Source organism: Curtobacterium sp. MCPF17_046 (assembly GCF_003224295.1).
Lineage (GTDB): Bacteria > Actinomycetota > Actinomycetes > Actinomycetales > Microbacteriaceae > Curtobacterium.
Map to the genome: position 1 here is coordinate 1 of NZ_QKLB01000008.1, position 21,813 is coordinate 21,813.

Here is a 21,813-nt window from a genome sequence, read left to right on the forward strand (position 1 = left end):
CGAACCAGACGGTGGTGTACGGCTGGCACCGGGTGAGCGACATCATCGGTGCGTGTGCGGTCGCCCTGTTCTGGCTCGGTCTCGTCCGGGCGGTCGGGCCGGCCGTCGACCGGGGCACGCGGGGGGACCGTGACGGGCATCGCGGCCCGCGCCGGGTCGTCACGGTCGTGCTGCTGCTCGCGGTCGCCGCGACGGTCCTCGTCGGGGTGGTCGCCCTGCTCGTGGGGACGACCGGTGGCGACCACGGGGCGATGCTCCTCGCCGGGCGCATGGCCTCGTCGGCGGGTGTCCTCGCCGTCATCACCGCGGTGTGGCTGGCGGACGGGATGCACACCGTGCCGCGCACGACCCGTCCGGACGGGCCGGCCGTCCGCGTCTGACGCGACCGGTGCCTCCTGGCCGTCGCCGCCCGCGCCTGGCGGGGATGCCCGCCCGCGCCTGGCGGGAACGCCCGCCCGCGCCTGGCGGGAATGCCGTGACGTGCGCTACGTTGTACCCGTCAGTTCGATGCAAACGCATAGAACGGTACGGAAGCCAGCACACGACGGAGGCGGCGCATCATGCAGTTCGGGATCTTCACGGTCAGTGACGTCACGACCGACCCCACCACGGGAACCACGCCGGACGACACCCAGCGCGTCCGGGACATCCTGACCATCGCGCAGCACGCGGACCAGGCCGGTCTCGACGTCTTCGCGACCGGCGAGCACCACAACCCGCCGTTCGTCGCGTCGAGCCCCACGACGATGCTCGGCTACCTCGCCGGCGTCACGAAGGACATCACCCTCTCGACGTCGACCACGCTCGTGACGACGAACGACCCGGTGCGGATCGCCGAGGAGTACGCGATGCTCCAGGTCATCTCCGACGGCCGCATGGACCTCATGATGGGCCGCGGCAACACCGGCCCCGTCTACCCCTGGTTCGGCAAGGACATCCGGCAGGGCCTCAACCTGGCGGTCGAGAACTACGCGCTCATCCGCCAGCTCTGGGAGAACGAGGTCGTCGACTGGCAGGGGCAGTTCCGCACACCGCTGCAGGGCTTCACCTCGACGCCGCGTCCGCTCGACGGCGTGGCGCCCTTCGTCTGGCACGGGTCGATCCGCACCCCGGAGATCGCCGAGCAGGCCGCCTACTACGGCGACGGTTTCTTCCACAACAACATCTTCTGGCCCATCCAGCACACCGAGCAGATGGTCGGGCTGTACCGCCAGCGCTACGAGCACCACGGTCACGGGCGCGCGGACCAGGCGATCGTCGGCCTCGGCGGGCAGTTCTTCGCCCGGAAGAACTCGCAGGACGCCTGGGACGAGTTCCGTCCCTACTTCGACAACGCCCCGGTGTACGGCCACGGCCCCTCGATGGAGGACTTCACCGCGCAGACGCCGCTCACCGTCGGCTCGCCGCAGCAGGTCATCGATCGGTACGCGACCATGAAGGACCACGTCGGGCACTACCAGCGCCAGCTCTTCCTGATCGACCACGCGGGCCTGCCGCTCAAGACGGTGCTCGAGCAGATCGACATCCTGGCCGAGGACATCGTCCCGGAGCTCCGCCGCATCAACGAGGCCGACCGCCCCGAGCACGTGCCGGCGAACCCGCCGACGCACCTCGAGCGGGTGGCGGCCGCCCAGGCGGCCGGAACCGCCGGTGCCGATCACGTCGCAGCGCTCGACGAGTGGACCGGCGCCTCGGTCTGATCGGTCCGGGGACGACCTGACGGCCGGGAGGCCCGGTGTCAGCTGGCACCGGGCCTCCCGTCCGTCGTGTGCTCGCGCGGACGGCGCCACGGCCCTGCCGCGGCTCAGCGGGTGGTGTCCGCCGCCCGCTCCGGCCGCGCCGTCCGCCGAGCCGAGCCGCGCGGCGGGGCCGGACGCGCGGGCACGAGCTTGAGGCCCACGACGCAGCCGACGATGCCCGCGATGAAGACCACGCGCAGGACGGTGACCGGTTCGGCGCCGGTCGCCATGCCCCACAGGACGGTGAGGGCCGCGCCGGTGCCGGTCCACACCGCGTATGCGGTGCTGATCGGGATGTGCCGGAGCACGTACCCGAAGGCACCCAGGCTCAGGACGATCGTGACCGCGAAGACGAGCGTCGGGCCGAGCCGGGTGAACCCGTCGCTCTCGCCGAGGGCGGTGGCCCAGACGGTCTCGAACGCGGCGCTGACGAACAGGACGACCCAGGCCATCAGCTCACGACCTTGAGTCCGACGACGCACGCGACCAGGCCGAGGACGAGCGCGATCCGGGCGACGGACGCGGCCTCCTGCCGACGGGCGATCGCGACGAGGACGGTCAGCGACGCCCCGATGCCGACCCAGACGGCGTAGGCGGTGCCGACCGGGATCTCCTTCATGGCGAACGCGAGCCCGACCATGCTCAGGGCCATGCCGGCGACGAAGACGATCGTCGGCACCACCCGCTTGAACCCGTTCGACGCGCCGAGCGCGGTGGCCCAGACGGCCTCGAGCACGCCCGACAGCACCAGGACGACCCACGCCATGTGCTCCTCCGATCCGAAGTCGTACGAGTGTGCGACTTCACGACCCCCAGTTCTAGCACGAAGTCGTACGACTGTGCGAACATTGCCGGATGGCGCGCAGCATCGACCTCGGGGAACGCCGTCGGACCGTCTCCGAGGCCGCCCACCGGGTCCTGGCCCGTGACGGCCTGGGCGCACTGTCCGTCCGGAACGTCGCCGCCGAGGCCGGACTGCCGCCGAGCACCGTCCGGTACGCGTTCCCGACCCAGGCGAGCGTCCGCGAGCACGCCATCGCGTTGGTCTTCGACCGCACGCGCGAGCGCATCGCCGCCATCCCTGACGACCTGCCGGTCCGGGACCGCGTGCGCGCCGTGCTCGTCGAACTGCTGCCGCTCGACGCCGAGCGGGTGGTCGAACTCGACGTCTACCTGGCGCTCGGGAACGCCGCGCTCACCGACCGGGAGCTCCGGCCGACGCTCGACCGCGTCGTCGCCGAGATGCGGGAGTGGTGCGAGCGCGTCCTCACGATGCTCGGCGTGCCCGAGGAGGACCGCGAGTACGAGGCGCAGCGGCTGCACGCCCTCATCGACGGCCTCGCGATGCACGTCGCCCGGCTCGAGCCCGGCGCGGCGGGGGACCGGGCGATCACCGTCCTCGACCGGCACGTGGACGGACTCACGACGACACGCTGACCGCACTGCCGCACTGCCGCACTGCCGCACTGCCGCGCCGCCGCGCCGCCGCGCCGGGGTCGGCCGCTGTGGATGAGAGGTCGCCGCCGTCGGGCAGGGCACGGGCCTGCCGGTCGGGGTCCTCGGCGCCCGGTACGCCTATCCTGTCCGGGTGACGAGCACCCGCGCCCGCCCCGTCACGACGCGCTCCCGCAGCCTCACCGGTCCCGGTCTGGTGCTCGCCGCCGTCGTGGCGCTCCTCGCCGTCCGCATCGTCTCCCCGGCGGTCGGCACCGCGGGGCTGCCGGACGTGCTGCAGGACTTCCTGACGCTCGCGATCAGCGTCGTCGTCGAGTCCCTGCCGTTCGTCGTGCTCGGCATCGTCCTGTCGATCGTCGTCGAGGTGTGGGTCCCGCACGGCGTCCTCGAGCGGATCCTGCCGACCCGGCCGATCCCGCGCCGAGCCGTGATCTCCCTGATCGGCATGCTCTTCCCGGTGTGTGAGTGCGGCAACGTCCCGCTCGCGCGCGGCCTCATGCTCCGCGGGTTCACCCCGGCCGAGGCGGTCACGTTCCTCGTCGCGGCGCCCATCCTCAACCCGCTCGTCATCATCAGCACCGCGCAGGCGTTCGGGTGGTCCGGGTGGATCCTCCCCGCCCGGATCGTCGGCGGCTTCGTCGTCGCGAACCTCGTCGGCTGGATCGTCGCCGCACACCGCCGACCCGCCGACCTGCTCCTCCCCGCGTTCGAGGCCCGGTGCCGCGCGGCCGTCGGTGCCCCACCGGTGCGCGACAAGTGGCGGGAGAGCGCGTCGCACTTCGGTGGCGAGACCGCGACGATGATGCCGGCCCTGTTCGTCGGTGCGGGCCTGGCGGCGGCGATCCAGGTCGCGGTGCCGCGGAGCACCCTCGTCGCGGTGGGGGCGAACCCGGTGCTGTCGGTGCTGGCGATGATCCTCCTCGCGATGACGGTGTCGCTGTGCTCCAACGTGGACGCCTTCTTCGCGCTGTCCTTCGCGTCGACGTTCCTGCCGGGGTCGATCACCGCGTTCCTCATCATCGGGCCGATCATCGACGTCAAGATGATCGCCCTTCTCCGCACGACGTTCCGGGCACGCTTCCTGGTGCTGCTCGCCGTCGTCTGTGTCCTGTTCGCCGCGACCGTCGGGTTGGTGATGAATGTCCTCGTCTGAGCGCACCGTGCTGCGCCGCACCCTGCTCGGTCTCGGGTCGGTGCTGGCCGTGGCCGTCGGCACCCTGTGGCTCGGCATCGCCGACCACCTCGACCTGTACATCAACCCCCGCTACGCCACCTTCACCCTCGTGCTCGCCGCCGTCGCCGTGCCCGCGTCGATCGCGGGGCTCGTCGTGGTCGCCCGCCACGGCGCCCACGCGCACGACGGTGACCCGGAACCGCGGCCGGCCGAGGGCGGGCGCCTGCTGCACGTGGTGCTCGGGTCCGTCACGGCGCTCGTCACGATCGGCACCGTCGTGGCGATGCTCGTCCTGCCGCCGACCACCCTCTCCGCCCGGACCGCCCAGCAGCGGAGCGTCGGGTCGGCCTCGCTGTCCGACGCGACGGGTGCCGGTGCGCCGGTGACGCTCCTGGGCAGCGAGTCCGTCGACACGTCCGAGTACGGCGTGAAGGACTGGGCGGCGCTCATCCGGCAGACGACCGACACGACCGCGCTCGTCGGCCGCAAGCTCACCCTGACCGGGTTCGTCGTCCCGGGGTCCGACGGGTCGTTCACGCTCACACGCTTCGTGGTCAGCTGCTGCGCCGTCGACGCCCAGCCGGTCGGCATCGGCGTGACGACCGACGACGCCTCCCCGCAGGAGGGCGAGTGGGTCCGGGTCGAGGGTGCCCTCGCCGCGAACCCGGACACCGCCTCGGACGCCCGCCTCGTCATCCGCGCGGCCCGGGTCAGCCCGGTCGAGCAGCCCTCGGACCCGTATGAGTACTGAGTCCCGTCCGCGTCGCCCGGTCGCGCACCGCTTCCGTCGCCGCTTCGTCGCCACGGTCCTGGTGCTCGCCGTCGTCGCCGCGCTCGCCGCCGTGGTGGGGACGCAGCAGGGGCCCCGGCTGCGGTCGGTGTCCTACGACGCCGGCGACCTCGTCACCCGACCGGCGCAGCGGGTCATCCTCACCGCGAACCAGGCCGTGCAGCAGGTGCCCGCGTCCGCCGTGCGCGTCCGCCCCGCGGCACCGTTCTCGGTCACGTCGAGCGGCAACACCGTCGCCGTCGAGTTCGCCGGACCGCTCGCCTACGACCGCGAGTACACGCTCACCGTCCGCGGGGTGCGGGCACCCGGACAGGCTGCGACGTCGGAACTGGGCACGACGATCCGCACCGGGACCACGGACGTCCTGGCCGTGGTGCCGGGGACGGACGGCGGTCCGGACAGCATCGTCCGCCGGGGCCTCGGCGCCGCGGGCTCGCGGACCGTGTACCGCGCGCAGGGCATCACGGAGTACGCCGTCCTGGCCCGCTCCCTCGTCGTGCTCCGGGACGACCGGGACGGCGGGTCCGCCATCGACATCGTGCCGCTCGCGGGCGGGGTGCAGGACGACGCCGTGCCCGTCGAGCGCCTGTCGATGCCGAGTTCCCGCGGCTCCGCGAAGGCCCTGCACGCGGCCGACGACGGCTCCTCGTTCGGGTTCGTGTACGCCGACACGTCCTCCGGGCGCTCCGAGGACGTCGGCCTGTACGTCGTCGACCTCACCGGCACGCACCAGCCCGAACCCGTCGCCGCCGACGGCACCCCGACGGCCTGGGCGACCCCGATCTCCGTGGCACAGTGGGCGTACGTGCCCCGGACCGCGAGCGCCCTCGTCCGGACCGGCGCCGACGACCTCGTGCTCGTCGACATGAGCGGTCGGAACGACGCCGTCCGGCTGGGGTCGGCGACCTACCTGCACGGCTTCGTCGGCTCCGGCACGACCGCCGTGGTCGAGACCGGCAACGGGATCGTCCAGCTCGACCTGACCGACGGCGAGCGGACGGACCTGCCGGCACCGGCGGCCAGCACCGACTCGGCGTACCTCGGGCGGATCGCCCCGATCGCGGAGGACGTCTACCTGCGGGTGGTGGGCTCGGTCCGCGAGGACGGGACCCTGGCCGCGCGCATCCTGCGGGTGGACGGGGCACGGGCCTCCCGGCTCGCGGTGACCGTGCCCGACGACGCGAGCATCACCGCGGTCTGCCCGTCGCCGAACGGACAGTTCGTCGCCGTCGCGACGCAGTCGTCCGACGGTGCGCTCGTCAGCGTGGTCGATGCCACCTCGGGCGCGCTCGAGGCCTCGCTGGCCGGGACCGCGATCGACTGGTGCAGCGCGCTGCCGACGGGCGACGAGGTCGGCTGAGGCACCGGCACCGGCACCGGTGCCGGCACCGGCACCGGCACCGGCACCGGCACCGGTCGACCGGTCAGTGCCGCAGCGTCTGCCGCGGGTACTCGCCGAACCGGTTCAGGTACTCGCCGGAGAACCGCCCCATGTGGCTGAACCCCCACCGCGAGGCGATCTCCGCGACCGAGGCCGACCCCGGCTCCGCTGCCAGCAGGTCCGCCCGGACGTGCCGCAGGCGGACCTCACGCAGGTAGTTCATCGGGGTGCGGTCGAGCGTCCGCTGGAACGACTCCTGCAGTGCCCGGACGCTCAGGTCGGCGGCGCGGGCGATGTCCGACACGCTGAGGGGCTCGCCGGCGTGCTCGTGCAGGAACTCCACCGCGGCGCGGAGTCGGGCGTTGCGGCGCTCGCCGTACCCGTCCGGCTGCGTCTCGCCCTGGAACCGGTACAGCCCGAACAGGGACCGAGCGACGTCGCGCTGCGCCTCGTGCCACGCGAGCGACGAGGGGCCGTCGACCCGGAGCGAGCGGACGGCGGCGGCGACGGAGCCGCGCCAGACCTCGATGGCCGCGGCCGTCGGTGGCGTCCGGCGGTCGAACGCGAGGGTGCCGTCGACCAGGAACTGCTCGGCGGCCACGTCGAGCACGAGGTCCCGGCGCAGGTGGACGAGGCGCTGGTCCCAGTCCTCGTACTCCATCTCGAAGCGCTGCTCGACCGGGAAGAGGGTCGGGACGCCCGGCTGCATGCGGACCTCGTCCCGGCCGACGTCCACCCGGGCGCGACCGGCGTCGATCCACTGCACGACGACCTCGCCCTCGACGGCGACGTCGCCGCGGAGGTGGCCGTGCATCTGGGAGCGACGGATGCTCATCCGGTCGTCACCGACGCCGACGTACTTGTACCAGTAGTCACGGTCGATCGGCGAGGAGTACCAGGCGCGCCCGGCGTACATGCCGGCGAGGTCCTGGATCGCGCCACCCGTGTCGGTCCCCGACACCGCGACGATGGCGGCGGCGGGTGCCGGGGTCTCCGGAGTCGTCATGCTCTCACCTTCTCCCGGAGCGGCGTCCGGATGCGAGTCGCCCGGCGCGGTGTGCCCCGGTGGACGGCGTTCCGTGGACCTTCGGGGGCGGGTACGGAGGTTCCGGTCAGGATCGCGACGAGGTCGGAGTCGGACGGGAGGCCCGTCACCAGCAGGTGGCGGGCCTCCCGTCCGGTGCGTCCCGGCCGGCGACCGCCCGACGGGAGGGGAGGCGTCGTCAGGCGAGCGTGGCGGCGTCGATGACGAAGCGGTAGCGGACGTCCGAGTTCAGGACGCGCTCGTAGGCCTCGTTCACCTGGTCGGCGCTGATGAGCTCGGTCTCCGGCAGGATGCCGTGCTCGGCGCAGAAGTCGAGCATCTCCTGGGTCTCGCGGATGCCGCCGATGGACGAGCCCGCCCAGCTGCGGCGGCCCGGGAGCAGCGCGAACGCCGGGACCTCGAGGGGCTCGGACGGCGCCCCGACGTTGACCATCGTGCCGTCGACCCTGAGCAGGCTCAGGTGTGCGGCCATGTCGATCTTCGCCGAGACGGTGTTGATGATGAGGTCGAACGAGCCGCGCAGCTCCTCGAACGTCTCCGGGGCCTTCGTCGCGTAGTGGGCCTTCGCGCCGAACTTCAGCGAGTCCTCCTTCTTGGAGGTCGTCTGCGACAGGACGGTGACCTCGGCACCCAGGGCGGCGGCGATCTTGACGCCCATGTGGCCGAGTCCGCCGAGGCCGACGATCGCGACCTGCATGCCGGGTCCGGCGTTCCAGTGGTGCAGCGGCGAGTACAGCGTGATGCCGGCGCAGAGCAGCGGCGCGACCCGCTCGATGTCGAGCGACTCGGGGACGCGGAGGACGAAGTCCTGGTCGACGACGACGGCCTGCGAGTAGCCGCCCTGCGTGATGGTGCCGTCGGCGCGGTCGACCGAGGCGTAGGTGCCGGTGTTGCCCTGCAGGCAGTACTGCTCCTGGCCGGCGAGGCACTGCTCGCACTCGCGGCAGGAGTTCACCATGCAGCCGACGCCGACGAGGTCGCCGACGCGGTACTTCGTGACGTCGGAGCCGACCTCGGAGACGTGGCCGACGATCTCGTGACCGACGACCTGCGGGTACTCGATGCCGCCCCACTCGCCGCGGACGGTGTGGATGTCGGAGTGGCAGATGCCGGCGTAGTCGATGTCGATCATGACGTCGCCGGGCAGGAGGTCGCGGCGCTCGATGGTGGTCTTGACGAGCGGTTCGGTCGCGGACGGTGCCGCGTACGCGTTGACGGTGCGCAAGGGTCTCCTCGTGGGGTGGGGATGACGGGCCGGGTGCGGCCCACCGTCGATCCTGCCCCCGTCGCCCGACCTGAGACAGGTACGGACGGAGCACCCCTCGCGGTCCGGGCGGTCAGCGGGCCGTGCTGCTGGAGGCCCGGACGACCAACCGCACCGGCTGCACGTGGTGCCGCGGGGGCCCGTCGTCGCCGGCGATGCGTGCCAGGAGCTCCTCGGCCCCGACCCGGCCCATGGCGTCCGGATCGGAGGCGATGACCGTGATGCCGAGGACGTCCGCGAGGTCGAAGTCGTCGAAGCCGACCAGGGCGGGCCGGTCCGTACGGTCGACGAGTGCGCGGAGTGCCCCGGTCGTGATCCGGTTGTTCGTGGTGACGATCGCGGTCGGCGGCTCCGGGGCGTCGACCAGGTCGCGCACGGCACGCGAGGCCTCGTCGAGGTCGTGCGAGTCACTGCGCACCCACCGTTGCCAGTCCGGCACGCCGGCCGCGCGCATGGCGTCGCCGAAGGCGTGCACGCGCTCGCGGTGGGTCGACAGCCGGCTGAGGTCGCCGACCAGGCCGATGCGGCGGTGTCCGCGTTCGAGCAGGTGCTCGACCGCGGTCCGGATGCCCCCGGCGTTGTCGAGGACGACCGAGTCGGCGTCGACGTCCGCCGGTGCGCGGTCGAGGAACACCACGGGCGTGCCGAGGGCCCGCTCGCGGGCGATCAGGGAGTGGTCGTCGTCGGCGGACACGACGAGCAGGCCGCTGACACGGCGTTCGACGAGCTGCGCCACGAGGGTGCGCTCCCGGTCGGCGTCCTCGTCGTTCGAGGTGGACAGCAGGCTCAGCCCCGGTGCGCGGAGTGCGCGCTCGGCGCCCCGCGCGATGCGTGAGTAGAAGGGGTTCGCGACGTCGCCGGTGACGAGCCCGATCGTGGCGGACCGTCCGCCGGCGCGGAACTCGCGCGCGAGCGTGTTCGGGCGGAACCCGAGCTCGGCGGCGACGGTCAGGACCCGTGCCGCGGTGTCGGCGGCGACGTACCGCTCGCCGTTCACCACGCGCGAGACCGTCTTCATGCTGACACCGGAGCGCTCGGCGACGGCGCGCAGCGTGGGTCGCTCGGTGCTCACGAGGTCATCGTACGGTCGTCCGGATCGACGGTGATCCCTTGACACGACTCACACCAGACCGTTAGAAACATCGGGTGTGACAACGCTGTCATGGTCGACGCGGCGTCACTCCTCCCCAATCTCGGAAGGTGACGATGTCGTCATTCGGTTCCCGGCGCAGCCGGACCATGCACCAGATCAGCGGTCGGCGCGGCGGGTTCGGGACCCGTGCCACGGCCGTCGTGCTCGGGGCGGCGCTCGCCGCATCGGGTGCGCTCCTCGGGGCCGTGCCGGCGCAGGCCGCGTCCGGACCCTTCACCACCTCCTTCGAGGCGGGGGACACGGCGCCCCTCGCGAACACCCCGCTGACGCCGTCGACGACCGTCACCGGGTCGACGCTGCCGCCCGGGAGCCTCCTCGGTCACGTCACGGGCGTCACCGCCGACGCCGAGAACCCGCCGAACGAGGTCGCCGCCAGCCTGGCGGACGGGAACGCCGGCTCGAAGTGGCTCGCCTTCCGGAACACCGGCGTCGTCACCTACCGGCTCGACCAGCCCGAGACGCTGCGGGCGTACTCGCTCACGAGCGCCAACGACGCCCCCGGCCGTGACCCGTCGGCGTGGACGCTCGAGGGCTCCACCGACGGCACCACGTGGACCACGGTGGACACGCAGACCGCGCAGACCTTCAGCGGCCGTGGGAAGACGAACACGTACACCGCGGCGACGCCCGGCTCGTACGACCGGTACCGCCTCCGCATCACGAAGAACAGCGGCGACGGGATCACCCAGCTCGCCGACTGGAGCATCTCCGACGGCTCGACCACCCCGCCCCCGCCCAGCCCGATGGTCACCCGGGTCGGCAACGGACCGGTGTCCGGACTGAACATCCGCTCGACCGTCGGGTTCAGCGGGACCAAGGCGCTCCGCTACGCCGGCGCCCACGTCGCCGCCGGTCCGGCGAGCGCGACGAACGTCCTCTACGACGACGTCGCGATGCCGATCACCGCGGACAGCGAGCTCAGCTACAAGCTCTTCCCCGAGCTGAACGGGGACACCGCCTACCCGGCGACCTACGCCGCGGTCGACCTGCAGCTCACCGACGGCTCGCTCGTGTCCGCGGACCCGCAGGTCACCGATGAGAACGGCAACCGCGTCTCGGCGGAGGCCCTCGGTGCCGGCAAGGTCTTCTTCGTCGACCAGTGGAACTCCATCCGGATCCCGCTCGGCGCACTCGCCGGCAAGAGCGTCGACAAGGTGCTGTTCACGTACGACGACGACGCCGCGGGCACCAGCGCGTCGACGAAGTTCCAGGGCTGGGTGGACGACATCCGCATCGACCCGGCGGCCGAGCGCATCGACGGCTCGAGCCTGACGGACTACGTCGACACCCGCCGCGGCACGAACTCCTCCGGCGGCTTCTCGCGGGGCAACAACATCCCCGCCGCGGCCGTCCCGAACGGCTTCAACTTCTGGACGCCGATGACGGACGCGTCGAGCCAGTCGTGGGAGTACTCGTGGCAGTCCGACAACGACGCCGACAACCTGCCGCGCCTCCAGGGCATCGGCATCTCCCACGAGCCGAGCCCGTGGATGGGTGACCGCAACCAGCTCGCGATCATGCCGTCGACCTCGGGCACGACGCCGAACGCCTCCCTCGATTCCCGTGGACTCGCGTTCGACCACGCCGACGAGGTCGCCCGACCGGACCTGTACTCCGTGAAGACCACGTCCGGGACGGTGGCCGAGGTCACCCCGAGCGACCACGGCGCCGTGCTCCGGTTCGCCTTCCCGGCGAGCAGCGGCAGCGTCGTCCTCGACAACGTCGGCTCGGACGAGCGCACCTCGATCACGATGGGCGACGAGGGCACCGTGACCGGGTGGACCGAGGGCGGCTCCGGCCTGTCCGTCGGCGCCACGCGGATGTTCTTCGCCGGTCGGTTCGACACGGACCCGTCCGGCACCGGCACCGCCGCGGGCGACCGCAGCAGCGCCCGCTACGCCTCGTTCTCCGGGCTGACCGGCGACCACGTCGTCGAGCTCCGCCTCGCCACCTCGTTCATCTCCCTCGACCAGGCGCGGCACAACGCCGACCTCGAGCTCTCCGGCAAGTCGTTCGAGCAGGTCCAGCAGGCCGCCGCCGCCCAGTGGAACGAGCGGCTCGGTGTCGTCACCGTGCCGCAGTCCGCCGCGAGCGACACGCAGCTCCAGGCGCTCTACGGCTCGCTCTACCGGATGAACCTCTACCCGAACTCGCAGCACGAGAACACCGGCACCGCCGGGGCACCCGTCTGGGAGCACGCCAGCCCGAACGTCGCCCCGAAGGGTGCGGCGACCGCCACCACGACGAACGCCGTCGTGAAGGCCGGCAAGGTCTACGTCAACAACGGCTTCTGGGACACCTACCGCACGGTCTGGCCGCTCTACTCGATGCTCTACCCGGACGTCGCGCAGGAGCTCGTCGACGGGTTCGTCGAGCAGTACCGCGACGGCGGATGGACGCCGCGCTGGTCCTCGCCGGGCTACGCCGACCTGATGACCGGCACGAGCTCCGACGTCGCCTTCGCGACCGCGTACCTCGACGGTGCGGTGGACACGAAGACCGCGCTCGAGGCCTTCGACGCCGGGTACAAGAACGCCACGACCGTCTCGACCGACGTCTCCGGCGCCGGACGCAAGGCGCTCGACCAGTCCGCCTTCCTCGGCTACGTGCCGGACTCGCTCCACGAGAGCGTCTCGTGGGGGCTCGAGGGCACGATCAACGACCACGGTCTCGCGGAGATGGCCGAGGCGTTGGCGAAGGACCCGGCCACACCCGCCGACCGCGTCGAGGAGTTGGAGACCGCCGCGGCGTACCTGCACGACCGGGCGGAGGACTACGTCAACCTGTTCGACGCGGACGCCGGGTTCTTCCAGGGCCGCAACGCCGACGGGTCGTTCGAGGTCCCGGCGGACGAGTTCGACCCGGCCGAGTGGGGCGGCGCCTTCACCGAGACGGACGGCTGGAACTTCGCCTTCCACGCCCCGTTCGACGTGCAGGGCCTCGCCGGCCTGTACGGCGGTGACGAGCAGCTCATCGCGAAGCTCAAGGAGTTCTACGCCACCCCCGAGACGGCCGAGAACGTCGGCTCCTACGGCGGGCAGATCCACGAGATGCTCGAAGCGCGGTCGGTCCGCATGGGCCAGCTCGGCATGAGCAACCAGGTCTCGCACCACATCCCCTACATCGCGGCAGCTGCCGGCGACCCCTCGCTCACGCAGCAGGTCGTCCGCGAGAGCATGCGACGCCTGTTCGTCGGCAGCGACATCGGGCAGGGCTACACCGGTGACGAGGACAACGGCGAGATGTCGTCGTGGTTCGTGTTCTCGGCGCTCGGCCTCTACCCGCTCGCCCAGGGCTCCGGTCAGTACACGATCGGTTCGCCGCTCTTCTCGCAGGCGACCGTGCACCTGCCCGGAGGCGACCTGCGCGTCAACGCGGCGGGCAACAGCGCGCAGAACGTCTACGTGCAGTCGGCCTCGTTCGACGGGAAGCCCCTGGACCGTGCGGTCATCGCGCAGTCCGCCATCGCGAAGGGCGGCACGCTCGACTTCCGCATGGGGTCGACCGCGTCGAACTGGGGTGCCGGCAAGACCCAGGGTGCCGAGGGGCTCGACGCCCCGGCCGTCGCGCCGAAGCCGCTCGTCGACGCCACGACCTCCGGCTTCGGGGTCACGACGAGCGACGACGAAACCGCCGTCGGCGCACTGACCGACGACGAGTCCCTCACCGCGACGACCTTCTCGAGCGCCACCCCGGCGATCACGTGGAAGTCGTCGCAGGGCCCGGTGACCGTCGACCAGTACACGCTCACCACCGCGGCGAGCGGCGGCCAGCCCACCTCGTGGAAGCTCGAGGGCTCCAGCGACGGCAGCACGTGGGTGCCGCTGTCGACCGTCGCGAAGAGCACCTTCGACGCGCCGCTCCAGACCCGTCCGACCACGATCGAGCACCCTGCCGCGCTGACCTGGTACCGCCTGTCGGTCACCGGGACGAGCACGGGGAAGGCGCCGTCGATCGGGGAGTTCGAACTCCTCGCCGACAGCAGCAAGACCACCAGTGCGTTCGCCGTCGAACCGACGCCCGGGCTCACCGCGGAGGTCGGGCAGTCGTTCACGGGTGACCTCGCCGCGATCACCGGACCGGGCACCGAGGCGTCCGACTACACGGTGACGGTCGACTGGCAGGACGGGTCGGACCCCCAGCAGGTGACGCCGACGAAGTCGGCGCTCGGTGCCTGGGAGGTGCCCGGCGAGCACACCTTCACGACCGTCGGCGAGCACACCGTGCACGTCGTCGTCCGCTCCGGTACGGAGATGGCGAGCACCGACGTCCCGGTGACGGTGTCGCGCACCGCACCGAGCCTCCAGGGCGCGTTCGACAACGTCTGCCTCGGTGACCCGGGACAGGCCGCGAACTGCGACTTCGGCGGCCGCGGGTTCTCCCGCTCGGCGCTCGCCGCCGACGGGTTCGTCCAGGGCACGACGAACACCGTGCCGGGGACCGACCTGACGTTCGACCTGCCCGCCGTGGAGCCCGGCGAGCCGGACAACGCGACCGGGAACGGCCAGACCATCCCCGTCCCGACGGGCACGGACATCACCGAGCTCGCCGTCATCGGCACCGCCAACGAGCGGGCGCAGCAGACCGTCGGCACGATCCGGTACTCGGACGGGACCACCGCCGACCTGCCGATCGAGTTCGGCGACTGGGCGGCCTCGCTCGCGACGCCGCGGTTCGGGAACACGGTCGTCGCGTCGAGCGACCACCGCACCGTCGGGGTGAACGGCAGCGACCGGATCGCGGCAGGGGTCTTCGCGACCCCCGTCACCACCGTGCCCGCCGGCAAGCAGGCCGTGTCGATCACCCTGCCGACCCAGACCGGCTCGCCGTCGAGCGCAGGACGGATCCACGTCTTCGCGATCGCGACGAACGGCACCCGGGTGCCGACGACGGCGCTCACGGCCACGGCCGGTGCGCGCCTGAGCGGCACCGCCGGCGAGGAGGTCTCGGGCACGCTCGCGACCGCCACCGGCGGCACGATCGGGACCGGCACCACGACCGCCACCGTGAACTGGGGCGACGGGTCCCCGCTCGAGGAGGCGACCGTCACGGTCACCGACGGCACCGCGACCGTCACCGGTGCGCACACCTACGCGACGGCGGGCAGCCGGGAGGCCGTGGTCACGGTCGACGACGGCACCGGCAGCGCGAGCGTGCGGACCCCGGTCGAGATCGCGGCGGCTCCGGTGTGGACGCCGACGCTCACCACCTCGGCCGGGTCGGGGGTCCGTCCGCGGGCCACCGTGCACGTCACGGGTGCCGGCTTCGCCGCCGGTGAGACCGTCACGGTGACCGTCGACGGGGAGGCCACCGGCACCACCGCGGTCGTCGCAGCCGACGGGTCGGTCACCTTCGACGTCACGGCTCCGGGTCGTCCCGGCAGCCACAGCGTCTCGGCGATCGGTGACCGGTCGGCGACCCTGGCGACCGTGGCCTTCCAGGTGGTCGTCCCCGGCAACGGCGGGGGCAACGGCGGCGGGAACGGCGGCGGGAACGGCGGCGGCTCCGGGAACGGGGGCGGCAACGGCGGCGGCTCCGGCAACGGCGGCGGCTCCGGCAACGGCGGTCCGGGGCACGGCGGCGGCCACGGTTCGTGGGCGCCGGAGTTCCGGCTCCTCGCCGAGGCCGGCACCGAGGGCACCGTCGTCGGCTACTCCGGCAGCGGCTTCGCACCGAACGAGCGCGTCACCCTCACCCTGCACAGCAAGCCCCTCGCGCTCGGCACGGTGACCGCGAACGCCGACGGGGTGCTCGACGGCACCTTCACGGTCCCGTCGGCAGCACGGCCCGGTGCCCACGAGGTGCAGGCGCGCGGTGCGAGGTCGGCGGTCACGGTGAGCGCTGCGTTCCGGGTCCTCGCCCGGCCCGCAGCGGACGCCGGACGCGCACCGGCCGAGCCCGGGCGCTGGGTTGGCTTGGCCTCCACCGGGTCGGACATCGACCCGGCCCGCTGGGGCCTCGTCGCCGGAGCGCTCGTGCTGCTCGGCGCCGGGATCACCGCGACCGTCGCGGTCGTGCGGCGTCGTCGGAGCCGGCTCGGGTAGCGGCGGATGACGGACGGGAGGCCCGGTGCCAGCTGGTACCGGGCCTCCCGTCCGTGTGTGCGCGTCGTGCGCGTCGTGGCCATCGCTCGCTGTCGCGCTCGGGGCCAGCTCCTGACCCGTGGTCCCTCCGCTCGTCCTGCGGCTGCTCGCTCGCCCGGACATGAGCGCGGGCGCGGGCGAGCGCGGGCGTGGGCCGGGCGCGGGCGCGTCCGACCGCCGAGGTCAGCCCTGGGCGCGCGCCATCCGCTCGCCGGCGATGCGCGCGAAGCGCAGCGGGTCGCGGAGTGCATCGTCGGGCTCGCCCGTGGTCTGCGTGGCGATGACCGTGAGCGAGGCCGCGATCGAGAACCCGTCCAGGCGGGCAGCGACGTCACCCGCGACGAGCGCGACCGGCGTCCCGGCAGCGGCCGCGATCGCCGTGACCACCGTCGGGGTCTTGCCGGCCGCCGTCTGCCCGTCGAAACGCCCCTCGCCGGTCACCACGAGGTCGGAGGCGGCCACGGCGTCCGCGAGGCCGAGCGCCTCCGCGACCGCTTCCGCACCGCTGCCGAGGTGCGCACCCCACGCGAGGAGGCCGAAGCCCGTCCCGCCGGCGGCCCCGGCGCCCGGTGTCGCCGGGTCGACGTCGGGGAAGTGCGCTGCCCAGCGGGCGAGACGTGTCTCGTGCACGGCGACGCGGTCGGGGGTCACGCCCTTCTGCGGGCCGAACACGGCGGCTGCGCCTGCAGGACCGAGCAACGGTGACGTCACGTCGCTGAGCACGGTGACGCCGAGCGGGGGGAGCGGACGCAGCGACGTGCGGTCGACCGCGGTCACGTGGTCGAGCAGGGTGCCGCCGGTGGTGCTCGAGGCGTCGGCGTCGGCGCTGTCGTCCAGCGCGATCCCGAGTCCGAGCGCCCGGAGCGCCCCGACCCCGCCGTCCGTCGAGGCGCTGCCGCCGATGCCGAGCAGGAGGCCGGTCGCCCCGGCGTCGAGCGCGGCCCCCACCGCCTGCCCGAAGCCGGTCGTGTGCGCGGAGTCGGGCTCCGGCTCGTCGAGCAGACCGACCCCGCTCGTCGCCGCGAGTTCGACGACCGCGCGGCCGTCCGGCAGCTGGAGCCAGGCCGCGTCGACGAGGCGACCGTCCGGTCCGGTCACCCGCACCGGCACGCGCTCACTGCCGGGGACGGCGGCGGCGAACGCGTCGAGCGTGCCCTCCCCGCCGTCGGCCATCGGGAGGACGACGAGCTCGTCGTCGGGCCGTTCGGTCCGCCAGCCCTCCGCGACGGCCGCGGCGATGTCGGCCGCGGACGCGGTGCCCTTGAAGGAGTCCGGTGCGATGACGACGCGCATGGGGTCACGCTACCGGCGCCCAGCCTGCTCGCCGGGTTGGATGAGGGGATGACCGCCGTACGCCCTCGCCGCTCGCGCGCCGTCGTCGGGCTCGCCTGGCTCGCAGGGGTCCTCTGGGGTGTCGCGATCGCGCTCACGACCACGGTGATCGTGTTGTTCGCGCGCCTCCCCGGAGCGCTGGGGGTCGACACGCAACGGGACGAACGCATGCTCCTGATCGCCTGCTCCGCGTTCCTGAGCGTCGCGATCCCCGCCGCGGGTGCGACCGTCGCGCTCGTCCTGGTCCGACGTGTCCGGTCGGGACGCGCAGCCTCCACCGCCCCGGGGACGCGACGGTAGGCCCACGCGGTTCCCGTCCGCACCGCGCACATCACCCTCCGCCTACCGTTGCCGTCATGACCGACGACCGACGCCGTGAACTCGGCTCCACCGACGCACCCGTGGAGGACGAGCTCGCCGAGTCCTTCGACGCGACCATCGAGGAGGGCGCCGAGCGGCTCCAGCGGACGACCCGTGCCGTCCTCGTCACCGGTTTCTTCGGCGGCCTCGAGGTCGGCCTCGGCGTGATGGCGTACCTGGCGGTCCTCACCGAGACCGACAGTCACCTGCTCGCCGGACTCGCGTTCGGCATCGGCTTCATCGCCCTGCACCTGGCGCACAGCGAGCTCTTCACCGAGAACTTCCTCATGCCGGTCGCGGCCGTGGTTGCCCGCGAGGGGACCGTGCTGCAGCTCGTGAAGCTCTGGGGCGGCACGCTCCTGGCGAACCTGGCGGGCGGCTGGCTCTTCATGTGGCTCGTCGTGCACGCGTTCCCGCAGTGGCACGTCACCCTGGCGGAGTCGGCCCGGCACTTCATCGACGCGCCGTTCGGTCTGCAGAGCATCGTGCTCGCCGTCCTCGGTGGCAGCACCATCACGCTGATGACCCGCATGCAGCAGGGCACCGACTCGGACCCGGCGAAGCTCGTGGCCGCCGTCGCGGGCGGCTTCCTGCTCGCCGGCCTGCAGCTCTTCCACTCGATCCTGGATTCGCTGCTCGTGTTCGGCGCGATCCAGTCCGGCGAGGACATCACGTACGGGCAGTGGCTCGGGTGGTTCGGCTACACGCTGCTGTTCAACGTCCTCGGCGGGCTGGTGCTCGTGACGGCACTGCGGCTGCTCCGCACGAAGGAGCTCATGCAGGACCGGCGCCACGGCTCGCAAGACGACCCGGAGCGCGCCGACCACGAGCAGGGCTGACGCGCGGCCGCGATCCGATGGAGCCGTCACCGCTCCATGAGAAAACCCGACGCCAGAGGCGCCGGGTGGTGTGATGTCAGCATATCACACACGGAGGGCGCGAGGCAACCCGATCACCATCCTTCCGGACGGCGAAGGCGACCAACGATGGCCGGAAGTTGCGTTGCGAGCAGATCTGCCTGGCGCAGGGATGACCACCAGTGGCCTCCCACGCCGTCGTCGGTATCACCGCGGAGCTTCCCCGCCGTGTAGCCCGGCGTCGGGTTCACCAGACCAACGGGGAGTCGCGACCTCGCGAAGTCGACCGGGAACGCCAAATCGCTGTCGTTGCTGATGACCACCACCGCGTCGACCCGATGTTCGAGGACGTCGATGAGCATGTGCGATGCGACGTTGACGTCAGAGCCCTTTTCCTCGCGGCGTGCCACGGAGACCATGAAGGTAGCGGCCGGGACGTCCACACCGCCCGCGTCCCGTACCTGGACGGGCCAGGCCGACGTGCTGAGGACCGGGCGGTTCCGGTGATCCGCTACTGCCAGAGGGGCTGTCGTCACCCGCGATACGTAGTTGCCCATGGCGATCACATCCGCACTCGCGTGCTCGCGGAGTGCGCGGAGGTAGGTGTCTTGATCATGCTGGCCGGTCTGGCCCTTGCTGCCGCTGACCCGCGCCGTGCAGTGCACGACACGCTCGATGCTCGCTTCCGTCCAGTTCGATCGGGCAACGAGCCGTTCACCGAGCGCGCGGACATCGAGCCAGCGCCATCCTGGCGTGGACCGGCCGCAGAGCGCTCGCGCTCCGTAGTAGAGGTTGAAGCCGTCGACGTAGATCCCCACCCGCATCCCGGCACGGTACCCGCGCGGCGAACCGCCCTGGAGATGACTGTGGAGAAAGGCCCGTGACGGTCAGAGCGCGAACCGCGGATGCGGCGTCCCGCCGGTCGCCAGGTCCGCGAGCATCTCCCCGAGCACCGGCGCGAACTTGAACCCGTGCCCGGAGAACCCGGTCGCGACGGTCAGCGGTCCGCGGCGGTCCATCACGAAGTCGTCGCTCGGGGAGTTGTCGTACAGGCAGCTGATCAGCGCTGGAGCCGTGGCGTCGACGCCCGGCACGAACCGGGCCACGTACGCCTGCAGCCGCTCGACTTCGGCGGCGACCGGTGTCCGATCGCGAGCGTCGGGGTCGACGACCGGGCCGATGCCGTGGAACCCGACCTTCACGCCCTCGCCCGGCGTCAGCAGGCCGTACACGTCCCCGCCGTCGAGCGGGTAGTGCACGAACGACGGCCACGCGTCGTCCGGCAGGTGGCTGGGGAAGTGCGCCGGCTGCTCCTGCGTGACCCTGATGGCCGGGAGGCTCGCCCCGCGTCCGGCGAACACCTCGCCGACCAGCGTGGGCGCCCAGGAACCGACCGCCGCCACGACGCTCGGCGTCGTCACCGCGATTCCGTCGTCGAGGTGGACGGTCACGGTGTCGCCGTGGTCGTCGAGCCCCGTCACCCGTACCCCGAAGCGGAGGGCCGCTCCGTCGGACGCGGCCAGGTCGAGCAGCGCCTCGATCGTCTCGGCCGATCGGATCCGGCCGGCGGTGCCGTGCGCGAGCACATGACCCTCGAACGCCAGTCGCGGCCAGCGGGCCGCGGCCTCGTCGAGGTCGAGTCGCTCGAACGGCACGCCGGCACGCTCGAGTGCGTGCGCGATCGCGTCGATGACCTCGGGCCGACCGTGGTCGACGGCCCCGGTGCGGTCGAGCAGGGTCCGACCGGACGCGGCCTCGAGCGCTGCCCAGGCGTCCCAGGCGCGCTGCGTGAGGGTGACGTAGTCCGGCTCGGTGTAGCCCATCCGGAAGATCCGCGTCGCTCCGTGTGAGGAGCCGTGCTCGTGCCCGCGGTCGTGTTGTTCCACGAGCAAGACCTGCTCCCCGCGAGCAGCCAGGGACCGGGCCGCTGCGGCGCCGACGACACCTCCGCCGATGACGACGTGGTCGAACCGCGACGTCGGCGGAGTGGGATGTCGTCCGGCCGGGGCGTGGGGCATGCCTTCACAGTAGGGCGTCCGTCCGGGCGGAGGTGGTCCGCCCGACGCGGCGCTCGTCCGACGCGACGCCGTCCATCCCGGCTTCCTCAGCCGATCACCGGACGGGTCTTCCTACGAACTCGTGGGGGTGTGACCGCCACTCGCTCGTCCTGCTCCCGAGCCTCCGCTCAGCGCTCGATGCGCGTGGTCGAGTCGCGCACGCGACCGCGCTGCGGGTAACCGCTTGCTGTTCTCCAGGGTCGCCAGACCGTGGACCGTCGCCCAGGCCACCTCGGCTTCGGTGTCGTCCGGGCCGGGGAACGCCGCGCGAACCCCGGCGAAGGCGCGCTTGAGCGCGTCCGGGCCGCGTCCGGAACCGAACTCGAGGCCCGACGGCATCGAGAACATCGCCTCGTAGACGCGCGGTTGATCAGCGGCGAAGTCGAGGTAGGCCTGCATCCGCGCCAGTGGCTCCGCAGGCACGGCCTCCAATGCGGTCGCGATCGCTTCGAACCCGGCGAGCGCGACGGCGTCGATGAGCGCCTGGCGGCCGCCGGCGAACGCGGAGTAGATCACCGGCTGGGTCACCCCGATCTCGGACGCGAGCCGACGCATGGTGACGGCTTCCCACCCCTCGGCTTCCGCGACCTTGCGAGCCGCCCGGAGGATCTGGTCGCGCCGGAGATCAAGGTCAGGAGCAGGTCGTGGAGACATAGGTCCAGAGTAGCAGAACGCAGTTACATAACAACGGTAGACAACGCTCCCATCGACTGTTAGCGTCGAGGCATAACGTCGTTAGACAACAACGGAAGGTCCTCCCGTGGTCATCACCGCCCTCGTCGTCGCCGTCCTCGGCTGTCTCTTCATCCTCTTCATCGGCGGCCGGTTCCTCGTGGCTCCGGCGATCGCCACCGCCGGGTTCGGCGTCGCCGAGGACCGGCGGCGAGCGTTCACGAGCATCAAGGGCGTCCGCGACATCACCTCCGGCATCGTGCCGCTGGTGGTCCTGCTCGTCGCCGGCCCGCACGTGTTCGGCTGGGCGCTCCTCGCCGCGGCGATCACGCCGATCGGTGACGCCGTCATCGTCTTCACGAACGGCGGAACCCTCCGCCAGGCCCTCGGCGTGCACGCGGCGACGGCACTCGTGCTCGTCATCGCAGGCCTCGTCCTCGCACTCGGCTAG

18 protein-coding genes and 2 pseudogenes are annotated in these 21,813 nt (G+C 72.4%); 11 read left to right on the forward strand and 9 right to left on the reverse strand.

The features are described from left to right. Together DEJ32_RS08820 and DEJ32_RS08825 are read left to right on the forward strand one after the other, a co-directional pair. Positions 1-380 (forward strand): annotated as a pseudogene (locus DEJ32_RS08820) (hypothetical protein); the annotation flags it as partial. A 180-nt stretch (positions 381-560) separates the two neighbouring features. Beyond that, the gene (locus DEJ32_RS08825) at positions 561-1,700 is read left to right on the forward strand and encodes a CE1758 family FMN-dependent luciferase-like monooxygenase (RefSeq protein ID WP_110823167.1); all 1,140 of its coding nucleotides are present in this window, start codon (positions 561-563) and stop codon (positions 1,698-1,700) included. A 104-nt stretch (positions 1,701-1,804) separates the two neighbouring features. Here the strand turns inward: DEJ32_RS08825 and DEJ32_RS08830 are convergent, their stop codons facing one another. Together DEJ32_RS08830 and DEJ32_RS08835 are read right to left on the reverse strand one after the other, a co-directional pair. Beyond that, positions 1,805-2,191, reverse strand: coding sequence for a multidrug efflux SMR transporter (locus DEJ32_RS08830; protein ID WP_110890626.1), 387 nt, complete (start codon positions 2,189-2,191; stop codon positions 1,805-1,807). Next, entirely contained in the window at positions 2,191-2,505 is a 315-nt protein-coding gene (locus DEJ32_RS08835; protein WP_110823171.1) for a multidrug efflux SMR transporter, read from the reverse strand. The genes DEJ32_RS08830 and DEJ32_RS08835 overlap by 1 nt, the downstream gene beginning before the upstream one ends. An 89-nt stretch (positions 2,506-2,594) precedes the next feature. On the opposite strand from DEJ32_RS08835, the gene DEJ32_RS08840 reads away from it, so the two are divergent. The 4 genes from DEJ32_RS08840 to DEJ32_RS16210 all read left to right on the forward strand — a co-directional run bounded on the left by DEJ32_RS08840 (position 2,595) and on the right by DEJ32_RS16210 (position 6,518). Further along, on the forward strand, positions 2,595-3,176 hold the full coding sequence (locus DEJ32_RS08840) for a TetR/AcrR family transcriptional regulator (RefSeq protein ID WP_110823173.1): 582 nt from the start codon (positions 2,595-2,597) through the stop codon (positions 3,174-3,176). 151 nt (positions 3,177-3,327) lie between these two features. Further along, positions 3,328-4,347 carry a permease gene (locus DEJ32_RS08845; RefSeq protein WP_181419441.1) on the forward strand — a complete coding sequence of 340 codons (1,020 nt, stop codon included), beginning with the start codon at positions 3,328-3,330 and terminating at the stop codon, positions 4,345-4,347. Continuing rightward, positions 4,334-5,119, forward strand: a complete 786-nt coding sequence (locus DEJ32_RS08850) for a TIGR03943 family putative permease subunit (protein WP_110900998.1) — start codon at positions 4,334-4,336, stop codon at positions 5,117-5,119. The genes DEJ32_RS08845 and DEJ32_RS08850 overlap by 14 nt, the downstream gene beginning before the upstream one ends. After that, complete coding sequence (locus DEJ32_RS16210; protein ID WP_181420634.1) at positions 5,109-6,518, forward strand: hypothetical protein; 1,410 nt, start codon at positions 5,109-5,111, stop codon at positions 6,516-6,518. The genes DEJ32_RS08850 and DEJ32_RS16210 overlap by 11 nt, the downstream gene beginning before the upstream one ends. A 64-nt stretch (positions 6,519-6,582) precedes the next feature. Here DEJ32_RS16210 and DEJ32_RS08855 read toward each other — a convergent pair whose 3' ends face one another. From DEJ32_RS08855 to DEJ32_RS08865, 3 genes are all read right to left on the reverse strand, one after another. Beyond that, the gene (locus DEJ32_RS08855) at positions 6,583-7,545 is read right to left on the reverse strand and encodes a helix-turn-helix transcriptional regulator (RefSeq protein WP_110823179.1); all 963 of its coding nucleotides are present in this window, start codon (positions 7,543-7,545) and stop codon (positions 6,583-6,585) included. A gap of 217 nt (positions 7,546-7,762) precedes the next feature. Further along, the gene (locus DEJ32_RS08860; RefSeq protein WP_110900999.1) at positions 7,763-8,809 is read right to left on the reverse strand and encodes an NAD(P)-dependent alcohol dehydrogenase; all 1,047 of its coding nucleotides are present in this window, start codon (positions 8,807-8,809) and stop codon (positions 7,763-7,765) included. A gap of 112 nt (positions 8,810-8,921) precedes the next feature. Continuing rightward, the gene (locus tag DEJ32_RS08865) at positions 8,922-9,920 is read right to left on the reverse strand and encodes a LacI family DNA-binding transcriptional regulator (protein WP_220032727.1); all 999 of its coding nucleotides are present in this window, start codon (positions 9,918-9,920) and stop codon (positions 8,922-8,924) included. 167 nt (positions 9,921-10,087) lie between these two features. Here DEJ32_RS08865 and DEJ32_RS08870 point away from each other — a divergent pair, with 167 nt between their 5' ends. Beyond that, the gene (locus DEJ32_RS08870; RefSeq protein ID WP_220033008.1) at positions 10,088-16,045 is read left to right on the forward strand and encodes a GH92 family glycosyl hydrolase; all 5,958 of its coding nucleotides are present in this window, start codon (positions 10,088-10,090) and stop codon (positions 16,043-16,045) included. Positions 16,046-16,267: 222 nt separating this feature from the next. Here DEJ32_RS08870 and DEJ32_RS08875 read toward each other — a convergent pair whose 3' ends face one another. Beyond that, complete coding sequence (locus DEJ32_RS08875; protein WP_110901000.1) at positions 16,268-17,377, reverse strand: glycerate kinase; 1,110 nt, start codon at positions 17,375-17,377, stop codon at positions 16,268-16,270. Between the two features lie 48 nt (positions 17,378-17,425). Between DEJ32_RS08875 and DEJ32_RS08880 the strand changes: the two genes are divergently transcribed. Together DEJ32_RS08880 and DEJ32_RS08885 are read left to right on the forward strand one after the other, a co-directional pair. Then, positions 17,426-17,716 carry a hypothetical protein gene (locus DEJ32_RS08880; protein WP_110901001.1) on the forward strand — a complete coding sequence of 97 codons (291 nt, stop codon included), beginning with the start codon at positions 17,426-17,428 and terminating at the stop codon, positions 17,714-17,716. 56 nt (positions 17,717-17,772) lie between these two features. Beyond that, complete coding sequence (locus DEJ32_RS08885; RefSeq protein ID WP_110823187.1) at positions 17,773-18,615, forward strand: formate/nitrite transporter family protein; 843 nt, start codon at positions 17,773-17,775, stop codon at positions 18,613-18,615. 113 nt (positions 18,616-18,728) lie between these two features. Here the strand turns inward: DEJ32_RS08885 and DEJ32_RS08890 are convergent, their stop codons facing one another. Next, positions 18,729-19,457, reverse strand: coding sequence for an NYN domain-containing protein (locus tag DEJ32_RS08890; RefSeq protein ID WP_110901002.1), 729 nt, complete (start codon positions 19,455-19,457; stop codon positions 18,729-18,731). Positions 19,458-19,520: 63 nt separating this feature from the next. Beyond that, positions 19,521-20,651, reverse strand: coding sequence for an FAD-dependent oxidoreductase (locus tag DEJ32_RS08895; protein ID WP_110901003.1), 1,131 nt, complete (start codon positions 20,649-20,651; stop codon positions 19,521-19,523). A gap of 76 nt (positions 20,652-20,727) precedes the next feature. Here DEJ32_RS08895 and DEJ32_RS16660 point away from each other — a divergent pair. After that, positions 20,728-20,784 (forward strand): annotated as a pseudogene (locus DEJ32_RS16660) (hypothetical protein); the annotation flags it as partial. Here DEJ32_RS16660 and DEJ32_RS08905 read toward each other — a convergent pair. Further along, complete coding sequence (locus tag DEJ32_RS08905) at positions 20,763-21,344, reverse strand: TetR/AcrR family transcriptional regulator (protein WP_110901004.1); 582 nt, start codon at positions 21,342-21,344, stop codon at positions 20,763-20,765. The pseudogene DEJ32_RS16660 and the gene DEJ32_RS08905 sit on opposite strands and share 22 nt — an antisense overlap. 106 nt (positions 21,345-21,450) lie before the next feature. On the opposite strand from DEJ32_RS08905, the gene DEJ32_RS08910 reads away from it, so the two are divergent. Continuing rightward, complete coding sequence (locus DEJ32_RS08910; RefSeq protein WP_110901005.1) at positions 21,451-21,813, forward strand: DUF4267 domain-containing protein; 363 nt, start codon at positions 21,451-21,453, stop codon at positions 21,811-21,813.

What these genes read in the sequence shown, in the direction of transcription:
- DEJ32_RS08825 (WP_110823167.1), top strand. Translation starts at nt 561, where the DNA reads ATGCAGTTCGGGATCTTCACGGTCAGTGACGTCACGACCGACCCCACC.
- DEJ32_RS08830 (WP_110890626.1), bottom strand. Translation starts at nt 2,191, where the DNA reads ATGGCCTGGGTCGTCCTGTTCGTCAGCGCCGCGTTCGAGACCGTCTGG.
- DEJ32_RS08835 (WP_110823171.1), bottom strand. Translation starts at nt 2,505, where the DNA reads ATGGCGTGGGTCGTCCTGGTGCTGTCGGGCGTGCTCGAGGCCGTCTGG.
- DEJ32_RS08840 (WP_110823173.1), top strand. Translation starts at nt 2,595, where the DNA reads ATGGCGCGCAGCATCGACCTCGGGGAACGCCGTCGGACCGTCTCCGAG.
- DEJ32_RS08850 (WP_110900998.1), top strand. Translation starts at nt 4,334, where the DNA reads ATGTCCTCGTCTGAGCGCACCGTGCTGCGCCGCACCCTGCTCGGTCTC.
- DEJ32_RS16210 (WP_181420634.1), top strand. Translation starts at nt 5,109, where the DNA reads ATGAGTACTGAGTCCCGTCCGCGTCGCCCGGTCGCGCACCGCTTCCGT.
- DEJ32_RS08855 (WP_110823179.1), bottom strand. Translation starts at nt 7,545, where the DNA reads ATGACGACTCCGGAGACCCCGGCACCCGCCGCCGCCATCGTCGCGGTG.
- DEJ32_RS08870 (WP_220033008.1), top strand. Translation starts at nt 10,088, where the DNA reads ATGCACCAGATCAGCGGTCGGCGCGGCGGGTTCGGGACCCGTGCCACG.
- DEJ32_RS08875 (WP_110901000.1), bottom strand. Translation starts at nt 17,377, where the DNA reads ATGCGCGTCGTCATCGCACCGGACTCCTTCAAGGGCACCGCGTCCGCG.
- DEJ32_RS08880 (WP_110901001.1), top strand. Translation starts at nt 17,426, where the DNA reads ATGACCGCCGTACGCCCTCGCCGCTCGCGCGCCGTCGTCGGGCTCGCC.
- DEJ32_RS08885 (WP_110823187.1), top strand. Translation starts at nt 17,773, where the DNA reads ATGACCGACGACCGACGCCGTGAACTCGGCTCCACCGACGCACCCGTG.
- DEJ32_RS08890 (WP_110901002.1), bottom strand. Translation starts at nt 19,457, where the DNA reads ATGCGGGTGGGGATCTACGTCGACGGCTTCAACCTCTACTACGGAGCG.
- DEJ32_RS08895 (WP_110901003.1), bottom strand. Translation starts at nt 20,651, where the DNA reads ATGCCCCACGCCCCGGCCGGACGACATCCCACTCCGCCGACGTCGCGG.
- DEJ32_RS08905 (WP_110901004.1), bottom strand. Translation starts at nt 21,344, where the DNA reads ATGTCTCCACGACCTGCTCCTGACCTTGATCTCCGGCGCGACCAGATC.